The following is a 21227-nucleotide window of genomic DNA, read 5'->3' on the forward strand; positions in this document are numbered from 1 at the left end:
AAATTCCTTCAAATTCGGTACTATCCGCGGTCTTAAATTTTTAACGAAATAAGCGGACTATGTTTGAAATAAACCCCGTTATGAATGCGATAAAAGATATCCGCGAGCGCACTGAAGCGCTTAGGGGGTATCTTTGACTTTGATGCAAAGTCAGAGCGTTTAGAAGAAGTTAGCCGAGAGTTAGAAAGTCCTGACGTTTGGAACGAGCCAGACAGAGCGCAGGCCCTTGGCAAAGAAAAAGTGGCCTTGGAGCAAATCGTAGAGACGATCCACAAGCTCGATCAGGGAACTGAAGACGTTGAAGGTCTTGTTGAATTGGCTGTTGAAGCCGAAGATGAAGATACCTTCGTTGAGGCCCAAAGTGAGCTTGAAGGCTTAATTGAGCAGCTAGAAGTGCTTGAGTTTCGCCGCATGTTTTCTGGCCCTAACGACGAAAACGACTGTTATATTGATATTCAGTCGGGCTCTGGTGGTACAGAAGCACAAGATTGGGCCAACATGCTGCTGCGCATGTATTTGCGTTGGGGCGAAGCGCACGGTTTCAAAACGGAACTTATTGAAGTGTCGGAAGGCGAAGTCGCGGGCATTAAAAGTGCTACGCTGCGCGTTCAGGGCGAATATGCGTTTGGCTGGCTACGCACAGAAACAGGCGTACACCGCTTAGTACGTAAATCGCCGTTTGACTCGGGCAACCGCCGTCATACGTCGTTTTCATCTGCGTTTGTATATCCTGAAATTGATGACGACATCGATATTGAAATCAACCCGTCTGATTTACGTATAGACACCTATCGCGCATCGGGCGCGGGTGGCCAGCACGTAAACAGAACAGATTCAGCGGTACGTATTACCCATGAACCTACGGGCATTGTGGTGCAGTGTCAGAACGACCGCTCGCAGCACAAAAACAAAGATCAGGCGATGAAGCAGTTAAAAGCCAAACTTTATGAGTTTGAACTGCAAAAACAAAACGCTGAAAAACAAGCGATGGAAGACAGCAAGTCTGATATCGGCTGGGGAAGCCAAATACGCTCTTACGTTTTGGACGACTCTCGCATTAAAGATTTGCGCACTGGCGTGGAAACACGCAACACTCAAGCCGTGCTGGATGGCGACTTGGACAAATTTATTGAAGCCAGCCTGAAATCTGGGCTGTAAACCGAACAACGAAGTGAAAGGTTATGACTGACCAACAAACAGACGATAACAAATTGATTGCAGAGCGCCGTGCTAAGCTAAGCGCTATTCGCGAGCAGTGCCGTGCAAACGGTTTCCCAAACAGCTTCCGTCGCGAAAACTATGCGGATGAGCTTCAAGCTAAGTTCGGTGAATTCGACAAAGAAACGCTACAAGAGCAGGGTAACAAAGTAAGCATCGCTGGTCGTATTATGGCAAAGCGTGGCCCTTTCATGCTACTTCAAGATATGACTGGCCGTATTCAGGCATATGCAGATAAAGACACGCAAAAAGCCCTTAAAGCAAAATATGGCGCACTAGATATTGGCGACATTATTGGCGTGGCGGGTGACCTGCATAAGTCAGGTAAAGGCGATCTTTACGTGAACATGGAGCAATACGAGTTGCTAACCAAAGCACTTCGTCCATTGCCAGAAAAATTCCACGGTTTGAGTGACCAGGAAACGAAATATCGCCAGCGCTACGTAGATTTGATCACAAGTGAACAAACGCGCAAAACGTTCATGATCCGTAGCAAGATCGTAAACGGAATTCGTAACTATCTGACTAAGCGTGACTATTTAGAAGTAGAAACGCCAATGCTACAGGTTATTCCTGGTGGCGCGACGGCGAAGCCGTTTGTAACTCACCACAATGCGCTAGATATCGATATGTACTTACGTATTGCGCCAGAGCTTTACCTTAAGCGCCTAGTGGTTGGTGGTTTTGAGCGTGTATTCGAAATTAACCGTAACTTCCGTAACGAAGGCTTATCAACCCGTCACAACCCAGAGTTTACTATGCTTGAATTCTACCAAGCGTATGCTGACTACAATGACCTGATGAACCTTACCGAAGATATGCTGCGCACGCTGGCAGAAGATATTCTTGGTACAAGCATTATCAAAAACACAACTAAAGACGCTGAAGGCAACGTAACGTCTGAAGTTGAATACGATTTTGGTAAGCCGTTTGACCGCTTAAGCATGGGCGAAGCTATTCTTAAGTACTGGCCAGAAGCTAACGAGGAAGCTATCCGCGACCCAGAGGCGAACCTTGACGCGCTTAAAGCAATGGCAAAACAGCTTCACATTAAAGAGCCTGAAGTTGATGGCATTTGGGGTGCGGGTAAGTACCTTTGCGAAATCTTCGAAGCAACCGCGGAAGAGAAGCTTATCCAACCTACGTTTATTACAGAATATCCGTGGGAAGTATCGCCGCTTGCGCGCCGTAACGACAACAACCCATTCATTACAGACCGCTTCGAGTTCTTTGTAGGTGGACGTGAATTAGCGAATGGCTTTAGCGAGCTTAACGACCCGGAAGATCAGGCGGAACGTTTTGCAAAGCAGGTTGAAGAGAAAGACGCTGGCGATGATGAAGCCATGCACTTTGACGATGACTACATCCGCGCCCTTGAATATGGCTTGCCGCCAACGGCGGGTGAAGGTATCGGGATTGACCGTCTAGCTATGCTATTTACTGATAGCTCAACAATTAAAGATGTTATCTTGTTCCCACACATGAAGCCTCAGGCGCCAAAAGACGCGCAAGAAGCGGGTGAACAAGAATAATCTTAATCCTTAAATTGCGTGATTTAGGTGCTCGGCGCTGTTAAAGCTTCAGCGCCTTAACACGCTCTACTAAAAGGGTATTCTCGGGAACGGGAATACCCTTTTTTGTTGCCATATCTACAATGTAACCGTTGATGGCGTTTATTTCTGTTTGTCTACCGTGAGCAACATCCTGATGCATACTTGAGTAGTTTTCTCCGGTCGCCTTGGCGACAGACAGCACATTTTCATGAACTGACAGTGCATCAAAATCTAGCCCGTAAGCATCCGCTACCTGAGTAAACTCATTGCAAATTGAAATACGGCTTTGTTCAAATTCAGGCTTAGTAATGTGCTTATTTTGGATATTGTGAAGCGCCGTTAGTGGGTTAATTACGGCATTAACGGAAAGCTTCGTCCACAATGCTCTTAGAATATTATTTTGGTATTGCACCGGCGGAAGTGCGTTATCTAACGTCGCAATTGCGCTGGCTAGCTGTGGCGCTATTTGTGAGAGGGCGGCCAATGTTTGAGGTGATGGCTTATCTACATTAGGCGCGCCAATTTGCGTTGCGCCAACGCCAGTATACTTAACATGAAAATCGCCGCTCGACGCGCTTACTTTTAACGCGCCATGACTGGTTGTAGCAAGAAGCAACGGATAATCGCCGCCTAGTAAATCTCTTGCGATCTCAAGTCCGCCCATACCGTTGTGAAGCAGCACAACGGTAGGTTGTTGTGTGAGATAGGGAAGCCATTGCAATAGGGCTGCTTTAAGTTGATATACTTTTAAGGGGATTATCAGCACATCACTTTTAGGTAACACGATAGGTGAAGGCTTCGCAGGTTTTAGCGCAGTGGTTTGGCCGTTTTGCCATTGTGCGCAAGAGGGCATGGTTTTCATGTCTCTGGGGTAGCAGTCATACGGCACGCCATTTTTCTGGGAGCTTGCAGCAATGAGGCTTCCTATGGCACCGCCGCCAACTATATGTAGTTTACCCATTAGCACCTATTAAACATTCAAAGTAGCTTCTATTTTCTTATGACTATTAGCACCTATTAGGTTAGCACCTATTAGGCCGTTCGCGTTTTCCCCTAGCACGCCGGCAGAAAGCGTGCGGGCAGGGAAGGCCATGGATAAGTCTCAGGCGCATTAAGCCCGTTGTACCAAGTCTGCACATCGGCTTCGTTTATGACTTCACCTTTATCGAAAGGTGCAGTAACTGCTAATTCACCAGAAGATAAAGGAAGCTGTAAATGCCATGCATGAAGATACAGCCTGTCTGATGTCTCACCCCCATAAAGTGTATCACCCAAAATAGGTGCGCCAATGCTTTTAAGCGCCACACGAATTTGATGGGTTTTCCCCGAGTGAGGCTTAACGATAAACCCTCGGGTACCGGGCTTAGCCGCGCTACTGAAAAACTGAGTGATAGCCGGGTTTTCTGTGGTTTTTAGCAAAATCCGCTGGCCGCCTCGACGATTTTTCATATCGCCCATTATCATGCCTTGTTTCTTTTTAGGCTTGTGATCACTTAGCGCCAAGTAGTATTTGCTCACACGTCGTGATGAGAAAAGCTCGCCAATTTCTCCGGCTACAGCTGCATTTTTAGCAAGACACAAGCAGCCCGACGTGCCCGTATCTAAGCGGTGGCATAGATGCAGTTCTGTTACGGCTAACTGCTTTTTTAATCGGGTGACAATGCCGTCTATTTTTTCTGGTTCGCCGTTTTCGGCAATATTTTCTCTAACATCTGCCTCATTAGTGGCATCGTGCATAGCAATGCCAATAGGCTTGTTAACAATAATGAGGTCTGTATTTTCAAAGAGAACGGGGATCGGCTGCACTAGCTATTTTCTAACTCTGAAATGGCTTCTTCATAGTCAAGTTCGTCTACCGCATCGATAATAGCCGAGCGCTTTTCTTGTGGTAGGGCAAGGGCATCTAGCCATTCATCCAGTTTGTCCTGGGCGATAAACTCGCTCGCTTTCAGCGCTGTCATTAACTGTTTTCGCGCTTGCTCAGCTGCTGCTCCATTCGCCGGTGCCGGGGCAGAAGCTGTGACTTCTGGCTCTTTGATCAACGCATCAACCGCAGCAATGGTTTCATCAAGTACTGCGATAAAAGCAGGGTATTGTTCAGCAACGCGTTTGTCGTTTCTAAAGCCGCTTTCTACAGGCTTGCTCGCATTGTGCAAAGCAAAAAGCCCTAGGTTTCCTGTCACGCCTTTTAGTGTGTGAACAAGAGAGTAAGCCTCATTAAAATCACCCTTAGCAACATGCGCCTGCAAGTCAGCATCAAGAGAACGGTATTCGTCCGTAAACTTACCAAGTAGGGTGAACAACAGTTTTTTGTTACCACTTAGCTGTGACATTCCAAAATCAATATCGACTACTGTTGTTGACTGATCCATGCAACTATCCTTTTTATTTCGCAACTTCTATTGGGCTATTTCTATTCCAAATGGAAACCGTTTGTCAGTTCATTCGTACCACTTAGCGAATTCAACTGGCTAAAGCCTATTTTACAAAAGACTATGAAGTGTAAGTGTATTTCAGAAATACACAAATTAATACAATCATAGCAAAGTCGAAGCAAGTAAAGCGCTAAAAAGTCTGGTAGTCTTCGAAAATTCGCTTGCGCTATAGAGATAGCAACCTCTGTTTTCACCCAATAAGCCAAGTACCACTCAGTGAATACAGAGTGAAAAGGCAGAGTGAAGAATGTGTAGTAATTTAAAAGGAATCATCATGTCAGGAAAACTGACCCTACGTACCCTCTTTATGACCATAAGCGTCATCGCAGTAACAGCGTGTCAGCACGTACAGGAAGAGAAGACGAATAACCAATTAAACACAGTCGCTGATTCGTCGAACACCGTGTCGATCCCTTACGAAAAGTACACATTAGAAAACGGACTTACCGTCATTCTCCACGAAGACCATTCTGATCCGCTGGTTCACGTCGATGTTACCTATCACGTTGGCTCTGCGCGAGAAGACGTAGGCAAATCGGGTTTTGCTCACTTTTTTGAACACATGATGTTTCAAGGCTCAAAGCATGTTGCCGATGAGCAGCACTTTAAGGTTATTACGGAATCGGGCGGTAATTTAAACGGTACAACCAATACAGACCGCACTAACTATTTTGAAACCGTGCCTGCCAACCAATTAGAAAAAGTCCTTTGGTTAGAATCTGACAGAATGGGCTACCTGTTAGAAGCCGTAGACCAAACTAAGTTTGAAAACCAAAGAGAAACGGTTAAAAACGAGCGCGCCCAACGTGTGGACAATCAGCCCTATGGATTGCGTTTCGAGTTGAACGGTGAAGCGCTATATCCTGAAGGGCATCCGTACTCGTGGATGACTATCGGCTATGTAGAAGATTTAGACCGGGTTAACGTTAATGACCTAAAAGCCTTTTTTAAGCGTTGGTATGGCCCGAACAATGCAGTCCTTACTATTGGCGGTGATATCGACGTAGCCAAAACCAAAGCGTGGGTGAATAAATACTTTGGGGAAATCCCAACAGGACCGAAAGTAGATGAGCCTGAGCCTCAGCCAGTAACGTTAGACGAAACCCGTTATGTAACGTTAGAAGATAAAGTTCATCTTCCGCTTCTGCAAATAACTTATCCTACAGTGTATGGTCGCCATGAAGACGAAGCGCCACTGGACGTGTTGGCCGATATCTTAGGCGGTGGAAAAACCTCATTGTTTTACAAAAACCTAGTGAAAGAAGGTATGGCGGTGCAAGCCGTGGTGTCTCACCCTTGCCGCGAACTTGCCTGTGAATTCCAACTACTCGCTTTGGCCAACCCTGCAAAAATCACCTCACTTTCTACTCTCCAGAACGTACTGAATGAAACCCTAAAAGAGTTTGAAACACGTGGGGTAACGGCAGATGATTTAGCGCGTACAAAAGGACAAATTGAAGCGCGTACGGTATTTGGCTTACAAAGTGTATCTGGCAAAGTGTCAGCCCTCGCCGCTAACGAAACCTTTTACCAAACGCCAGATTTGATTGCCGAAGATATTGCGCGCTATAACGCCGTAACTGCTGAAGACGTTATGCGTGTTTACAATAAATATATTAAAGACGCCAACAGCGTTGTGTTAAGCGTGGTGCCAAAAGGGAAGGTTCAGCTCGCTGCGGCTAAGCAGACCTTTGAACGTCCGGTGAGAAATATTGAAATCGATACGGTAGAGGTGTCTGATGATGAAGCCTTTTCCAGTGCCCTATCTACCAATACCGCCCCTAGCTTTGATAGAAGCGTAATGCCGAAAGCCGGTGAAGCACCGGTTGTTGAAGTTCCAGATTATTGGGAAGCTGAACTTGCCAACGGTATTGAAGTGCTTGGCGTAACCAGCACCGAAACACCAACGGTAACGCTTACATTAGGTATGGATGGAGGCATGTTGCTAGACCCTGAAGGTAAAGCGGGTACGGCCTACCTAACCGCGTTACTTATGAATGAAACTACAAAGCATTACAGCAACGAAGAATTAGCCAGCGAACTTGCAAAACTGGGTAGCACTATCCGATTTAGTACTGCAGGTAGATACTCACAGGTTTACGTGTCTACTTTAACCAAGCATTTAGATGAAACCCTAGCGCTGTTAAAAGAAAAGCTGTTCAACCCTGCGTTCACTCAAGAAGATTTCGACCGCATGAAAGAGCGTGTTGTACAAGGCTTACAGCAGCAAGCGAAAACGCCGTCTAGCTTAGCCCGCCGCGCGCGTGACCTCGTTTTGTTTGGTGAAGATAATCGCGTGAGCCTGCCGGACGAAGGCACGCTGCAAACTGTGCAGAATATCACGTTGGAAGATGTTAAAACGTTTTATGCCAATTACTATTCGCCAGATAAAGCGAGTATCGTCGTTGTTGGTAACTTACCGAAAAAAGACATGGTGAATACACTAGACTTTATTGGTCAGTGGAAGGGGAATACCTATGAATTTGCTGATTACAGCGACTTTCCCAAGTACGAAGAAAACCAAATCTTCCTAGTGGATAGCCCAGAAGCGGTTCAGTCAGTAGTATTTATTGTTGATAGAAGCTTGCCATTTGACGCGACAGGCGATCACTTTAAGTCTCGTCTTATGAACTTCCCTTTAGGGGGAGCATTTAATAGCCGCATAAATCTGAACCTTCGAGAAGATAAAGGCTTCACCTATGGAGCAAATAGTGGTTTCGTTGGTGGCAAAACCCTTGGCTGGTTTGAAGCAAGTACCGACCTCACTGCTGCTAACACAGGTGAAGGTATCGCTGAAATTTTAAAAGAGATTAATCGCTACCGCACTGAAGGTGTAACCGAGGAAGAAATTGCGTTCATGCGCAATGCCTTTACGTTAAGCGACGCACTTGAATTTGAAACACCTACCAGTAAAGCGCGCTTTTTAAGGCAATTGCTTAGCTATGGTCTTGATAAAGGCTATCGTGAAGAGCAGCTTGCTATTATCAACAATATTGATAAGAAAACGATGGATGCGTTGGCAAAGCAATATTTGAATCTCGACAAGATGCAAATTATTGTAGTAGGCGATAAAGCTAAAATTTTGCCTCAGTTAAACGCGCTATCGATGCCAATTATCGAGTTATCAGTAGAGAGTAATACCCGAGAAACGTTAAACTGATAGATTGATTTTTGTTGAATTTACATTATTGCCCCCCATAAAAGGGGGCTATATTGACATAACGGACCACCATTTTGACTGTAGACTCATCCCGTTTTGAAGCGCGCATTGCTGCGCTTAAGTCACCCGAATTTCTCGCTGCGCTAAAAGATATTAAGCGTGGTGTCGAGCGCGAAGCCCTTCGTATAAACCCGAACGGTACATTAGCGCAAACCCCTCATCCTAAGCCGCTGGGATCTGCGCTAACCCATGATTCAATCACCACCGATTTTTCTGAATCCTTGCTTGAGTTTATTACGCCGCCAGAAAACAGTGCTGCCAAAACGATTTCTCAGTTAAAAGATATCCATAAATTCGTTATTGATAATATTGGTGAAGAGCAAATATGGCCGCTAAGTATGCCATGCTTTATAGATGATGAAGCGCACATTCCCATCGCCTATTTTGGTGAGTCAAATGTGGGCAAGATGAAGCGTGTATATCGCATTGGTCTGAAAAACCGCTACGGCAGTATGATGCAGGCAATTGCCGGCGTGCATTTCAACTTTTCTCTTCCCGAAACGTTTTGGAAGCTATGGGCTGAACTGAATGGAAAAGAACATTCTCAAGAGCAGACTTCAGCCGATTATTTTGGGCTTATCCGCAACTACCGCAGGTTGTGTTGGCTTATTCCTTATTTGTACGGTGCATCCCCTGCATTATGTGGATCGTTTTTAAAAGGAAAGCAGCATGCGTTACCTTTTAAAAAGGTAGGTAAGGGCACGGTATACATGCCATACGCGACATCACTTCGCATGAGTGATTTAGGCTACACAAGTGCAGAGCAATCGTCGCTTAAGATTTGTTACAACAAGCTAGACAACTATGTCACCTTGCTGCGCGATGCGATGAATACGCCGTCATCCCGGTTCAGCCAGTTTGCTGCAGGCGAAGAGGGCAATTATCAACAGTTAAGTCGCAACATCATTCAAATTGAAAATGAACTGTACTCGCCTATTCGCCCTAAGCAGCCCACTCAGTCAATGGAAAAGCCAACAGACGCTTTGGTTAGACGCGGTATCAGCTACATTGAAGTGCGCGCTCTAGATGTAAATCCATTTTCGGCAATTGGTATTTCACAGACGCAATTCGATTTCTTAGATGTTTTCTTAGTGGCGTGCTTACTAATGCCAAGTGCAGAACTTGACGAAGCGCAGCTTAAAGAAGCTAAAGAGAATATGAATAAAGTGGTGTTAGAAGGGCGAAACCCTGATTTGCTCCTGCAAAATGGCGGAGAAAATATTTCACTACCTAAATGGTGTGCCTCGCTGTTTAAGTCCTTCGAGCAAGCGGCCGAATTACTCGATTTAGCCAATGATACGTCGCGTTATACACAAGCGGTGAACGTCGAGGCTGAAAAAGTGGCGGATCCGGCGCTAACACCGTCAGGTAAACTACTTGCTACTTTGCTAGAAAGCGACAAAGATAATGGCGTGTTGGGCTTAGAACTGGCACAAGCTTATCAAGCTGAGATGAAGTCTTTTGAATACACGGATACGGATGCTGCTGGATTTGCTGCCCAAGCTGACGTGTCGTTTGCTGCTCAAAAAGAAATAGAAGCTGCTGATGTTAAAGACTTTGATACATTTATTCGTGATTATTTCGCTGAGGCCCCAGCAAAAAAAAATGCCTGACATAGGTCAGGCATCGAAGGGTTCCAGGGAAACACACATTTTACTAGAACATTAGTTAAGACAAGCTATGAACCAAAAGTTCAAAAAATTGGTTGTTTTTTTATCAACTCTCATCGTTCTTTTTCCGCTGTTTATCGCTGGGTGTGCAACTACGCCCCCTAAAGACATCAGTAATTTGTGCGAAATATTCTACGAAAAGGACGATTGGTATGATGCAGCTGCTGATGCCCGCGATAAATGGGGTGTGCCTATACATGTTCCAATGGCCATGATGTATCAAGAAAGTTCCTTCCGCCACGATGCGCTTCCACCGCGAGATTACGTTTTCTTCGGGCTTATCCCTTGGGGGCGTGTTAGTTCGGCTTATGGCTATTCACAAGCGAAAACACCTACCTGGTCTGACTATATGAGAGAAACAGATAACAGTGGTGCGGATCGTGATGATTTCGAGGACGCTATCGACTTTATGGGATGGTTTATTTACAAGTCGCAAAAAGTGAACGGTATTTCTAAATGGGACGCCTACGCGCAATACCTTAACTATCACGAAGGATGGGGCGGGTACAAACGCAGAAGCTATGATAGAAAGCCGTGGCTTAAGAAAGTGGCGTCAAAAGTTAAAGCGCGCTCGTTGCGCTATGCTACGCAACTTAAAACCTGCGAGGAAGATCTTCAAAAAGGTTGGTTTATGAAGCTGTTTAGCTAAACTACAGAAACGAGAAGAAGCGACGTTATAGTCGCTTTTTTTATGCGTCTATGAACGTTGATTAAATTAAGTAGAAAAAAATGAGGGATAGACGGGCGTCTATCCCTCAGCGACGCTAAGCCAAGACCGTTTTTTTACCCAACGTCGAACAGGCATTTACAAGATATTGCAAATGAGAATGATTTGCAATATCTTTTTGTAAATTAATTCTATCCCTAAATATGCAACAAATTTATCTGGCCCTGATCTTGTTCTATACTTTTCAAGTGGAGGAACGTATGGATATAGACAAGTTTAGTGCGCATGGAGAGGTTCACGCTCATTTTCAAGCAGAGCAAAATATTCTACATATAGACTTAGTAGGTCCGTTTAATCTTGAGTTCATGCAAAAGTATGAGCGTGTGGTTGGCGCACAAAGAAAGAATATTGATACACCGTGTTGGGGAAGCTTAGTAAATGTGCATGGTCTGGCACTTGCGCCCATGGAGGCTACTAACGCTGGGCAAGAAATTGTTAGTAAAGCCGTAGCATTGGGGCTAATTGCTACGGCAGTGGTGCTTCATGAACCAGAAGGTGTGGCAATGCAAAAGAAGTTTTGGTCTCGTGTTTATGAATCTTCAACACTAGCATTCGAATACTTTGACGACACTGCTCAGGCAACACTGTGGTTGAGTGAAAAAGTACTTGCTTGTCTGCAGGCCCACAATGTTAATCAGTTCAATAATGCCAGACGATAGCCATAACAGTCCTAACTAGGCGAACTCGCCCTGTCAAAATTGATCTTTGCTCAGAGCTCCACTCTACCAATTGAATGAAGGCATAACAGGAGGTAGCCATGGTAGTATGCGTATTTCTGATTGGTATAAAGTGTATATTGACCTGGATCAAATAATTAGGCCGACAGCTAACGACTAGAAATCGAATTTGATCTGGATCACATCCTCTATCTAACGCCTCTTCTACTATTTACTTAGTTGAAGAGGAGATTACTTATGTTGTGGACTATGATGAAAGACCCCGTAGTATGGGGCTCACTACTCGGTATAGGCATTATTGTAGCGATGATGATGTATTACACTTATTTGTTTATGCACAACAGTGCAGATGAAGACAAATAAGTCACCATGTATGGCTGTCCAGGTGCAAATTAACGCTTGTTGTTTTGAAGCGGTATGTCGATGAGTACCAATAGTGCTGCTTGTCCACCGTATTCGAGGGGCGCTTGATGAAATGCACGTACGTGTGGGTGCTGAACTAAGTAATGGGGCAGGGCGGCTTTTAGCACGCCCTGACCAAAACCATGCATAACGCACACGCAATCTATCAGTTCTTTTCTTGCCGTGTGAATAAGTGCGGCAAGCTCGGCTTTTGCCATCTCTCGGGTAAGGCCATGTAAATCTAACGTCATTTCTGGCGAGTAGTCGCCACGGCGTAACTGTTTCAAAATATGCGTAGACTCATCATCTTGGCAAAAGCGCATAGGCCCTTCTTGCGGCAACGCTGCCTGGTACATATCAGAAAAGTCGAAGCTTGCCGCTAATTGCTTGCTGTGTTTCATGTGTTTACCTTTTACCTGCTGCGACTTCTTAAATAACTCAACTTGCTTATCAGGCTCAACTTTATCTTGTGATAAAGGCGTCACTCCCTGCATTGCATCGGCAAATGAAAAGGTCTCTTCCTCGGTATTCGTAGACGTATTTCCATTACGGGCACCTTCCTGTCTCGCCTGACTTTTATGGCGATGAGGTTCAGAAAGTTGCTTCTTTAATGCTTTAAGTTCTTTTTTAAAGGTTTTCATCAACGATAGTTTGGGTAAATACACTCGAGTTTAACGATTCAAAACGCCTAAATTATAACGAATAGAAAGATTCGGTACGTAGTTAATTATGTGAATCGGTATGAAGTTTGGGTATGATACCAGCTTTGAAATTTTTGATGTACCCAAACGCCATGACCGATAAGTTTTACCTTGAAGAAGCCATTGAAGATCTGCATACCCTGTTAGATATGACACGATGGGCAACCAGCCGTTTTAACGATGCGGCTTTGTATTTTGGTCATGGTACTGACAATGCATGGGATGAAGCGACAAGCCTAGTTATGCAAGCCTTACATTTGCCTCATCCTATATTAGAGCAAGTTGGGGACAGCGTAATGACGTCTCGCTTAACGAAAAGCGAGCGAGAGAAGATTGCAGAGCTTGTTTTAAAGCGCGTGCAAACTCGCATGCCATTGCCTTATATCACTAATGAAGCCTGGTTCTGCGGTATGCCGTTTTACGTAGACGAGCGCGTGCTTATTCCTCGTTCACCGTTTGCTGAACTCATTCAAAACGAATTTGCGCCTTTTGTAGAGTCGACGCCAAACACTATTCTCGACATGTGCACGGGCGGTGCGTGTATTGCTATTGCGCTTGCTCATGCATACCCAGAGGCGCAGGTAGATGCCGTTGATATCAGCACAGATGCATTGGAAGTGGCCGATATTAATATTCAGGAGCATGGTCTTAGTCACCGTGTTTATCCCATTCAGTCTGACCTGTTTTCAAGTTTAGAAGGGCAGAAATACGACCTTATCGTGTCTAATCCTCCTTATGTTGACGCAGAGGACATGGCTGACCTGCCAGAAGAGTATCACCACGAGCCTGAGCTTGCCCTTGCCGCAGGTGAAGACGGTCTGGAACTGGTTGATATCATGCTTAAAGAGGCGCCAACTTACCTTAATGACGGTGGCTGGTTATTCGTTGAAGTTGGAAATAGCGAAGTGCACATGAGCGAAAGGTTCCCTGGCTTAGAAGTCATTTGGCTTGAGTTCGAAAATGGCGGTTCAGGTATTTTCGCCGTTCGCAAAAACACATTAGTACAGTATTTTAGTAGTAAGGATTAATAGTTAATTATGTCAGGTAACAGCTTCGGAAAACTTTTCACTGTAACCACGTTTGGTGAAAGCCACGGCATTGCAATTGGCGGTGTAGTAGACGGTTGCCCTCCAGGACTTGAGATCACAGAAGAAGATCTTCAGGTTGATTTAGACAGACGTAAGCCCGGCACCTCTCGCTATACTACGGCGCGAAGAGAAGACGATGAAGTACAAATTTTATCTGGCATATTTGAAGGCAAAACAACCGGCACTAGCATTGGTCTGTTGATTAAAAATAAAGACCAGCGAAGCCAAGATTACGGCAATATCAAAGACCGCTTCCGTCCTGGTCATGCCGACTACACTTACGATCAAAAATACGGTAGCCGCGACTATCGCGGTGGCGGACGTTCATCAGCCCGCGAAACAGCTATTCGCGTAGCTGCAGGTGGTATTGCGAAAAAGTACCTCAAAGAAGTGCACGGCATTGAAGTATTAGGCTATTTGTCTCAGCTTGGGCCGGTAACAGTAGATAAGGTTGATCACAGCGTAACCAACACTAATCCGTTTTTCTGTCCAGATGAGTCTAAGTTAGATGCGCTGGACGAGTACATGCGAGATCTTAAAAAGTCAGGCGACAGCATTGGCGCGAAAGTATCGGTTGTTGCGAAGAACGTGCCTGTAGGCCTTGGCGAGCCAGTTTTTGATAGGCTAGATGCTGAAATTGCCCACGCCATGATGGGAATTAATGCTGTAAAGGGCGTGGAAATTGGTGATGGTTTTGATGTTATTAATCAAAAAGGCAGTGAACACCGCGATACGCTTACTCCTGACGGCTTCACATCTAATCATGCAGGTGGCGTGCTAGGCGGCATCTCTACCGGTCAGGACATTGAAGTACACATGGCGCTTAAGCCGACCTCAAGTATTTCGGTTCCCGGTAAAACTATCAATAAAGACAATGAGGAAATCGATATCGTCACCAAAGGGCGTCACGACCCGTGTGTGGGTATCCGTGCTGTACCTATTGCTGAAGCCATGCTGGCGCTGGTATTGATGGATCATCTGCTGCGTCATCGCGCGCAAAATGCCGGTGTGCTATCGACCACCAAGCCTATTGCTGGTCAGGCATAGCGTTTATAATCCCAGCGCCGCATTCTAACGACCGCCATATTCACGCGGTTTACAAATACGCGCAGCACTAAAAACATGTTGCGCCAATGAATTTTACTATTCGCCACTACCAGTTTTGCGCTAGTGGCGTTTTTGCATATGGAGATGTGAATTGTCACCAAATGGCCTAAACGACGCCAAAAGCACTTCGGCGAGCCCAGCAAGCGGCAGAACCGGTCTTTTTATTCTTGCTATTACCTACTGGCTTTACTTCGGTCAGCTTGGCGTGCTTGTGCCTTATTTGGGTATTTTTCTTGATGGGCGGGGGTTTTCCTCTGCCGAAATCGGTGAACTCTTTGCGGTTATAACGTTAGCGCGTATTTTAGGGCCTGGCCTGTGGGCCGGCGTGGCCGATAAAACGGGCAATGCCATTGGCGTAATGCGTTTAGGCTGCTTGCTCACCGTACTGACTTTCAGTTCGGTGTTTTACTTCACCAGTTTTTGGGGGCTTACGCTGGCGTTCGGATTAATGATGATGTTCTGGACAGCGGTGTTGCCTCAACTTGAAGTTATCACCATGAACACGGTGGCGAAAACCAATGCCACGTATGGGCAGGTAAGGCTATGGGGGAGCGTTGGCTTTATTTGTTTGACGGTCGGTGTAGGAAAGGCCCTAGACATTTTTTCTACCGATACGCCAGTGCACGCCAGTATTGGCGTACTCGCGTTACTGTTCATCAGTACCTTGTTCATACATGCGCCCAAAGAAGCTGCACCTGAAACGTCTACGGCGGGAAGTATTTGGAAATACGCCAAACAAAAACCTTTCGCCATCTTTATATTCGCTTCAGCGTGCTTGCAAATTAGCTTTGGTGCGTATTACGGATTTTTCGCACTTTACATGCGCGACCTTGATTACAGCGGTCAACAAACTGGCATCTTTATCGCGCTTGGGGTACTTGCCGAGGTGGGGATATTTCTTATTGCCCGCCGTCTGATTAGCCAGTTTGGCGTGTGGAATTTATTGTTTGTGAGCATCGCACTGACAGGGCTTCGCTGGTATGTCATGGCGGCATTCGCTGATACCTTTATGGTGATTGTGTTGAGTCAGCTTATTCATGCATTAAGCTTTGGTTTAACGCATGCAGTATCGGTGCATTTTATCCATCAGTTCCTGCCGAAGGCGTATCAAAGCCGAGGGCAAGCGGTATACATCAGTATAGCGTTTGGATTAGGTGGTGCATTTGGAAACTACATGGCAGGGCAGCAATGGCAGCAAGGCACTAACGCCTATGAGACGTTCGTTACCGCAGCCGTTTTTGCAGCAATAGGCGCATTGTCATTGTTACTGTGTTCCAGAAAAGAAATGGAAGGTGCGAAGGCGGCTTAAAATCTTGTTTTAAGGGCTGACCGCAGGCTTACGCCTGCGGTGCACGTTTACACTCTGATATCACGTCAATACCATCATCACCATTGTCTTGCTCTAAACGTACATCGAATTTCCACAGCCTGTGCAGGTGGCGCATAACTTCATCTTTTGAATCGCCTAGCGGAATTCCTCGCTGAGGAATATAGCGAAGAGTAAGCGAACGGTCGCCTCTCACATCAACATTATGCACCTGAATGTTGGGTTCTAAATTACTCAAATTGTACTGAGCAGACAGCTTCTCTTTAATAATTTGATAACCCATTTCGTCATGAATAGCGCTCACCGCAATAAAGGGCTTGGTGGTGTCATCTTCAAGGGCGAATAACTTAAAGTCGCGAATAACTTTAGGCGATAAAAACTGACTGATAAAACTTTCGTCTTTAAAGTTTTCCATGGCGAAATGCACGGTCTCCAGCCAGTCTTTTCCCGCAATACTTGGAAGATATTTATAGTCTTCTTCAGTGGGGGACTGACACACCCGTTTAATATCCATGAACATGGAAAAGCCTAACGCATACGGATTGATGCCAGAGTAATAAGGGCTGTTGTACTCTGGCTGCATAACCACACTTGAATGACTGTGCAAAAACTCCATCATGAAGCGGTCGCTGACCAAACCCTCGTCATACATCTCATTTAGAATGTGGTAGTGCCAAAAACAGGCCCATCCTTCATTCATTACTTGGGTTTGTTTTTGCGGATAAAAATACTGCGAAACTTTCCGTACAATACGCACAATTTCACGTTGCCAAGGTTCAAGTAAAGGTGCGTTTTTTTCAATAAAATAAAGCAGGTTTTCTTGCGGTTCTTGTGGAAAACGAATTTTTTCTTTGTGTTTGCTATGCGGGCTATTTGGCAGGGTGCGCCAAAGCTCGTTCACTTGCGATTGCAGGTAGGCCTCGCGCTCTTCTTGTCTGTTTTTCTCTTCTTGTAACGAAATTTTCTGCGGGCGTTTGTATCGGTCAACGCCGTAATTCATTAGCGCGTGGCACGAGTCGAGCATATTTTCGACTTCATCAAATCCATATTTTTGTTCGCATTTAGCAATGTAGTTTTTAGCAAATACTAGGTAGTCGATGATAGAGCTGGCATCGGTCCAGGTTTTAAATAAGTAGTTGCCTTTGAAGAATGAGTTGTGACCGTAGCACGCATGAGCCATAACGAGCGCTTGCATGGTAATGGTGTTCTCTTCCATTAAATACGCAATGCAGGGGTCAGAGTTAATGACGATTTCGTAAGCCAGCCCCATTTGTCCACGACGGTATTGTTGCTCAGTTTGAATAAACTTTTTTCCAAAGCTCCAGTGCGTGTAGTTAAGCGGCATGCCGATGCTGGCGTAAGCATCCATCATCTGCTCTGCGGTGATCACCTCAATTTGATTGGGATAGGTGTCTAACTTAAATTTTTTGGCGATGCGATCGATATGTTGCTCATACTCTTCGATAAGTGGAAACGTCCAGTCGGGCCCATCGCTTAATAAGTGGCGTTTTGAAGTTTCAGGCTTGCTGTTTTCTTTTGCCATAGCGTCGGTTGTCATATTAGGCTCCTTGCTGCGCATCTTGTTCAGAGCGTTTGAAAAGCTCTCTGAACACAGGATAGATGTCGGCCTGTGTTTGTATGTGCTTACATACAAAGTTGTCGTGAGTGGCGGCCACTTTCTCGTATTCTCGCCACAAACTTTGGTGCTGCCTCTCGGTTATTTCAATATAGGCATAGTAACGGGTTGCGGGTAGCAGTTTAGCGGTAAGCAAGTCACGACACTGAGGCGAGTCATCAGCCCAATTATCGCCATCTGACGCTTGTGCTGCATAGATATTCCAGTTTCCATCGCTGTAGCGCTCGCGAACGACTTCATCCATTAGCTTCAATGCACTTGAAACAATAGTGCCGCCGGTTTCTTGAGAGTAGAAAAACTCGTGCTCGTCTACTTCCTTTGCTTGCGTGTGATGACGAATGTACACCACGTCTACGTTTTCGTAGGTTCGCGTCAAAAAGAGATACAGCAAGATATAAAACCGTTTAGCCATGTCTTTGGTGGCTTGGTCCATAGAGCCAGATACATCCATTAAGCAAAACATTACGGCTTTGCTTGAGGGAAGCGGACGCTTGTCATAGTTCTTAAAGCGCAAATCGAAAGTATCAATAAAAGGCACTCGGGCTATTTTGGCTTTAAGTGCTTCAATTTCTTCTTTTAATGCATTTATGGCTAACGTATTGTCGTGCTTGTCTTCTATAAGCAGTGCAAGTTTTTCTTCAAGCTCTCTCAGTTTCTTTCTATCACTTCCGCTTAAGGCAATACGCCTTGCCACAGAGCCTTTGAGTGAGCGAACAATATCTAAATTACTTGGCACGCCATCGGTCTGATAACCTGCGCGATAGGTTTCGTATTGGGTGACTTTATCAAATTGATTTTTCTTTAGGTTGGGAAGCGCTAAATCTTCAAAAAGTAGGTCTAAATATTCGTCTTTAGATATAGAAAATACGAACTCATCTTGGCCTTCGCCTTCATTGCTAGCGTCGCCTTCGCCTGCGCCCTTGCCACCGCCGCCTGGCGGCCTATCAATTTTATCACCCGCTGTGAATTGGTCGTTGCCGGGGTGGACAATATCTCTACTGCCGCCGCGGCCGGTATGAAAAATAGGTTCAGAGATATCTCTGGCTGGAATGCTAATTTGCTCGCCAGAATCTAAATCGGTAACAGAACGTTTACCCACTGCATCAGAAACAGCGCGCTTTATCTGCTGTTTGTAACGCTTAATAAAGCGCTGGCGGTTTACCGTACTCTTACCTTTGCTGTTTAACCTTCGGTCAATAAAATGCGCCATACACACCTGCTTGTCTTGTTGTGAACTACAAATACCCGTGCTGAAGCACGCATTACACGCGCTTCAGCATCACATGCGTTTAGCGCTAAGACGCTTTACGTACGCGCAGGTACCATTCACACAGCAACCGAACTTGTTTTTGCGTATATCCCTTCTCGGTCATACGATTTACAAAGTCGTCGTGTTTTTTCTGCTCCTCTGCAGAGCCTTTGGTGTTGAAAGAAATAACCGGCAGTAAGTCTTCCGTGTTAGAAAACATTTTCTTCTCAATCACGGTGCGAAGTTTCTCGTAACTGGTCCATGCTGGGTTTTTGCCGCCGTTATTTGCACGGGCTCTCAAAACAAAGTTAACGATTTCGTTACGGAAGTCTTTCGGATTACTTATTCCTGCAGGCTTCTCTGTTTTTTCTAACTCAGCATTCAGTGACGCTCTGTCGAACAGCTGTCCGGTTTCTGGGTCGCGATACTCTTGGTCTTGGATCCAGAAATCAGCATAGGTTACATAGCGGTCAAACAGGTTTTGCCCATATTCAGAATACGATTCTAAGTAAGCCGTTTGAATCTCTTTACCAATGAATTCCACGTAGCGAGGAATGAGGTAGCCTTTCAAAAACTCCAAATACTTATCAGCAGTTTCTTGAGGGAACTGCTCCCGTTCAATTTGACGCTCCAGTACATAAAACAAATGGACTGGGTTTGCCGCCACTTCTTGATGATCGAAGTTAAAAACCCTGGAGAGAATCTTAAATGCAAAGCGGGTGGATAACCCTTCCATGCCTTCATCGACACCGGCGTAGTCGCGGTACTCTTGATAAGACTTGGCTTTCGGGTCGGTGTCTTTCAGGCTCTCGCCATCATACACGCGCATTTTAGAAAATAGACTGGAGTTCTCTGGCTCTTTCAAGCGCGATAACACAGTAAACTGCGCTAAACACTCTAGCGTGTCTGGCGCACAGGGCGCGCCGTTAAGCTCGCTGCTGTCTAGTAACTTTTTGTAGATCTTAATTTCTTCACGTACTCGCAAACAGTACGGTACTTTTACTATATAGACACGGTCTAGGAAGGCTTCGTTATTCTTATTGTTTCTAAACGATTGCCACTCAGATTCGTTTGAATGCGCAAGTATAAGCCCATCGAAGGGAAGGGCAGAGAAGCCCTCTGTTGGGTTGTAGTTACCCTCTTGTGTTGCGGTTAATAGTGGATGCAGCACTTTAATCGGTGCTTTGAACATCTCCACAAATTCCATTAAGCCCTGATTGGCTTTACATAGTGAACCCGAGTAACTGTAAGCATCAGGGTCGTTTTGTGCATATTGTTCTAAGCGGCGAATATCAACTTTACCCACCAAAGATGAAATATCTTGGTTGTTTTCATCACCGGGTTCGGTTTTAGCGATACCCACTTGGTCGAGTACTGAAGGGTAAACGCGAACCACCTTGAACTGGGTAATATCGCCATTGAATTCATGCAGGCGCTTGCGTGCCCACGGCGACATGATGGTTTTTAAGTAGCGCTTAGGAATGCCGTACTCTTTTTGTAAAATGTCGCCATCTTCTTTGACATCAAACAGACAGAATGGATGGTCGTTAACAGGCGAGCCTTTCAGCATGTAAATAGGTACGTGCTGCATCAGTTCTTTAAGTCTCTCTGCCAGAGACGATTTACCGCCACCCACTGGGCCGAGCAAATAGAGAATTTGTTTCTTCTCTTCAAGACCTTGTGCGGCGTGTTTAAGGTAAGAAACGATTTGTTCTATGGCCTCTTCCATGCCATAGAATTCTGAAAAAGCTGGATAACGAGAAATAACGCGGTTTGAGAAAATGCGGCTAAGTGCCGGGTCGTTGGCAGTGTCGATTAATTCAGGCTCACCAATAGCTTGTAGCAAACGTTCTGCTGCATTTGCATAAGCGGTTTGATCCTCTTTACAAATTTCAAGGAACTCCCCAATGGTGAACTCTTCCTGTTTTCGCTCTTCATAGCGACTTTGATAGTGTTCAAAAATACCCATGAATACCCCTTAAATACGGAACCCCGTAATTTCAGCTTAGTATGTATTTGGGAAAACGATAGTAATTATTGTGTATAGTTTTTAATCTTTTCGTCTAATGAAAAATGCAACTTTAATAAGAATTTAGTGTCACTTAATGAACAACAGTGTGTGTCGTCCTAATATAGGTTGACAGTTATTAGGCCAGCTCTCGAAGCTGGCCTTTTCTATTATGCACTGCGTTAGGCGTTTCCATATCTAATGCTAAG

Annotated in this window: 17 protein-coding genes; 10 read left to right on the forward strand and 7 right to left on the reverse strand. The window is 45.3% G+C overall.

The window, feature by feature from the left end; all coding sequences use genetic code 11:
• Positions 1-59: 59 nt before the first annotated feature.
• Together prfB and lysS are read left to right on the forward strand one after the other, a co-directional pair.
• Positions 60-1158, forward strand: a protein-coding gene (prfB, locus tag MHN02_RS08515) for a peptide chain release factor 2 (RefSeq protein ID WP_101563798.1) whose coding sequence is annotated in 2 segments (ribosomal slippage) — positions 60-134 and positions 136-1158 — 1098 coding nt in all. Because the reading frame shifts where the segments join, the coding sequence is not laid out codon by codon here.
• Between the two features lie 23 nt (positions 1159-1181).
• On the forward strand, positions 1182-2750 hold the full coding sequence (gene lysS / locus MHN02_RS08520) for a lysine--tRNA ligase (RefSeq protein ID WP_076012584.1): 1569 nt from the start codon (positions 1182-1184) through the stop codon (positions 2748-2750).
• Between the two features lie 40 nt (positions 2751-2790).
• On the opposite strand, the gene MHN02_RS08525 is transcribed toward lysS, so the two are convergent.
• The 3 genes from MHN02_RS08525 to MHN02_RS08535 form a co-directional block, all read right to left on the reverse strand.
• The gene (locus MHN02_RS08525; RefSeq protein ID WP_239245534.1) at positions 2791-3732 is read right to left on the reverse strand and encodes a 2-dehydropantoate 2-reductase; all 942 of its coding nucleotides are present in this window, start codon (positions 3730-3732) and stop codon (positions 2791-2793) included.
• A gap of 92 nt (positions 3733-3824) precedes the next feature.
• Entirely contained in the window at positions 3825-4577 is a 753-nt protein-coding gene (locus MHN02_RS08530; RefSeq protein ID WP_239245537.1) for a pseudouridine synthase, read from the reverse strand.
• The gene (locus MHN02_RS08535; RefSeq protein ID WP_014948751.1) at positions 4577-5143 is read right to left on the reverse strand and encodes an Hpt domain-containing protein; all 567 of its coding nucleotides are present in this window, start codon (positions 5141-5143) and stop codon (positions 4577-4579) included. The genes MHN02_RS08530 and MHN02_RS08535 overlap by 1 nt, the downstream gene beginning before the upstream one ends.
• A 337-nt stretch (positions 5144-5480) precedes the next feature.
• On the opposite strand from MHN02_RS08535, the gene MHN02_RS08540 reads away from it, so the two are divergent.
• The 5 genes from MHN02_RS08540 (at position 5481) to MHN02_RS21645 (ending at position 11863) form a co-directional block, all read left to right on the forward strand.
• Entirely contained in the window at positions 5481-8366 is a 2886-nt protein-coding gene (locus tag MHN02_RS08540) for a pitrilysin family protein (RefSeq protein WP_239245541.1), read from the forward strand.
• A 74-nt stretch (positions 8367-8440) separates the two neighbouring features.
• Positions 8441-10039, forward strand: coding sequence for a glutamate--cysteine ligase (gene gshA / locus MHN02_RS08545; RefSeq protein WP_131138032.1), 1599 nt, complete (start codon positions 8441-8443; stop codon positions 10037-10039).
• A gap of 67 nt (positions 10040-10106) precedes the next feature.
• Complete coding sequence (locus tag MHN02_RS08550) at positions 10107-10745, forward strand: hypothetical protein (RefSeq protein ID WP_014948754.1); 639 nt, start codon at positions 10107-10109, stop codon at positions 10743-10745.
• Positions 10746-11023: 278 nt separating this feature from the next.
• A complete protein-coding gene (locus MHN02_RS08555) occupies positions 11024-11482 on the forward strand; it encodes a hypothetical protein (protein WP_014948755.1) in 459 nt (152 codons plus the stop codon).
• Between the two features lie 255 nt (positions 11483-11737).
• Complete coding sequence (locus tag MHN02_RS21645) at positions 11738-11863, forward strand: hypothetical protein (RefSeq protein WP_012517787.1); 126 nt, start codon at positions 11738-11740, stop codon at positions 11861-11863.
• 29 nt (positions 11864-11892) lie between these two features.
• On the opposite strand, the gene smrB is transcribed toward MHN02_RS21645, so the two are convergent.
• Positions 11893-12543 carry an endonuclease SmrB gene (smrB, locus tag MHN02_RS08560; RefSeq protein ID WP_239245544.1) on the reverse strand — a complete coding sequence of 217 codons (651 nt, stop codon included), beginning with the start codon at positions 12541-12543 and terminating at the stop codon, positions 11893-11895.
• 152 nt (positions 12544-12695) lie between these two features.
• On the opposite strand from smrB, the gene prmB reads away from it, so the two are divergent.
• From prmB to MHN02_RS08575, 3 genes are all read left to right on the forward strand, one after another.
• Positions 12696-13631, forward strand: a complete 936-nt coding sequence (gene prmB / locus MHN02_RS08565; protein ID WP_239245556.1) for a 50S ribosomal protein L3 N(5)-glutamine methyltransferase — start codon at positions 12696-12698, stop codon at positions 13629-13631.
• A 9-nt stretch (positions 13632-13640) separates the two neighbouring features.
• Positions 13641-14738, forward strand: coding sequence for a chorismate synthase (gene aroC / locus MHN02_RS08570; protein WP_239245547.1), 1098 nt, complete (start codon positions 13641-13643; stop codon positions 14736-14738).
• Positions 14739-14889: 151 nt separating this feature from the next.
• Entirely contained in the window at positions 14890-16107 is a 1218-nt protein-coding gene (locus tag MHN02_RS08575; RefSeq protein ID WP_239245550.1) for an MFS transporter, read from the forward strand.
• A gap of 28 nt (positions 16108-16135) precedes the next feature.
• Here the strand turns inward: MHN02_RS08575 and MHN02_RS08580 are convergent, their stop codons facing one another.
• The 3 genes from MHN02_RS08580 to MHN02_RS08590 all read right to left on the reverse strand — a co-directional run bounded on the left by MHN02_RS08580 (position 16136) and on the right by MHN02_RS08590 (position 20979).
• Positions 16136-17683 carry a SpoVR family protein gene (locus tag MHN02_RS08580; RefSeq protein WP_014978686.1) on the reverse strand — a complete coding sequence of 516 codons (1548 nt, stop codon included), beginning with the start codon at positions 17681-17683 and terminating at the stop codon, positions 16136-16138.
• Between the two features lies 1 nt (position 17684).
• A complete protein-coding gene (locus tag MHN02_RS08585) occupies positions 17685-18971 on the reverse strand; it encodes a YeaH/YhbH family protein (protein ID WP_014948762.1) in 1287 nt (428 codons plus the stop codon).
• An 85-nt stretch (positions 18972-19056) separates the two neighbouring features.
• Positions 19057-20979, reverse strand: coding sequence for a PrkA family serine protein kinase (locus MHN02_RS08590; protein ID WP_014975982.1), 1923 nt, complete (start codon positions 20977-20979; stop codon positions 19057-19059).
• Between the last annotated feature and the right edge of the window lie 248 nt (positions 20980-21227).

It is taken from the genome of Alteromonas sp. CNT1-28 (assembly GCF_022348345.1).
In the GTDB taxonomy this organism is placed as follows: Bacteria; Pseudomonadota; Gammaproteobacteria; order Enterobacterales; family Alteromonadaceae; genus Alteromonas; species Alteromonas macleodii.

What these genes read in the sequence shown, in the direction of transcription:
- MHN02_RS08535 (WP_014948751.1), bottom strand. Translation starts at nt 5,143, where the DNA reads ATGGATCAGTCAACAACAGTAGTCGATATTGATTTTGGAATGTCACAG.
- prmB (WP_239245556.1), top strand. Translation starts at nt 12,696, where the DNA reads ATGACCGATAAGTTTTACCTTGAAGAAGCCATTGAAGATCTGCATACC.
- lysS (WP_076012584.1), top strand. Translation starts at nt 1,182, where the DNA reads ATGACTGACCAACAAACAGACGATAACAAATTGATTGCAGAGCGCCGT.
- MHN02_RS08590 (WP_014975982.1), bottom strand. Translation starts at nt 20,979, where the DNA reads ATGGGTATTTTTGAACACTATCAAAGTCGCTATGAAGAGCGAAAACAG.
- MHN02_RS21645 (WP_012517787.1), top strand. Translation starts at nt 11,738, where the DNA reads ATGTTGTGGACTATGATGAAAGACCCCGTAGTATGGGGCTCACTACTC.
- MHN02_RS08540 (WP_239245541.1), top strand. Translation starts at nt 5,481, where the DNA reads ATGTCAGGAAAACTGACCCTACGTACCCTCTTTATGACCATAAGCGTC.
- MHN02_RS08525 (WP_239245534.1), bottom strand. Translation starts at nt 3,732, where the DNA reads ATGGGTAAACTACATATAGTTGGCGGCGGTGCCATAGGAAGCCTCATT.
- smrB (WP_239245544.1), bottom strand. Translation starts at nt 12,543, where the DNA reads ATGAAAACCTTTAAAAAAGAACTTAAAGCATTAAAGAAGCAACTTTCT.
- aroC (WP_239245547.1), top strand. Translation starts at nt 13,641, where the DNA reads ATGTCAGGTAACAGCTTCGGAAAACTTTTCACTGTAACCACGTTTGGT.
- MHN02_RS08585 (WP_014948762.1), bottom strand. Translation starts at nt 18,971, where the DNA reads ATGGCGCATTTTATTGACCGAAGGTTAAACAGCAAAGGTAAGAGTACG.
- MHN02_RS08580 (WP_014978686.1), bottom strand. Translation starts at nt 17,683, where the DNA reads ATGACAACCGACGCTATGGCAAAAGAAAACAGCAAGCCTGAAACTTCA.
- MHN02_RS08550 (WP_014948754.1), top strand. Translation starts at nt 10,107, where the DNA reads ATGAACCAAAAGTTCAAAAAATTGGTTGTTTTTTTATCAACTCTCATC.
- MHN02_RS08555 (WP_014948755.1), top strand. Translation starts at nt 11,024, where the DNA reads ATGGATATAGACAAGTTTAGTGCGCATGGAGAGGTTCACGCTCATTTT.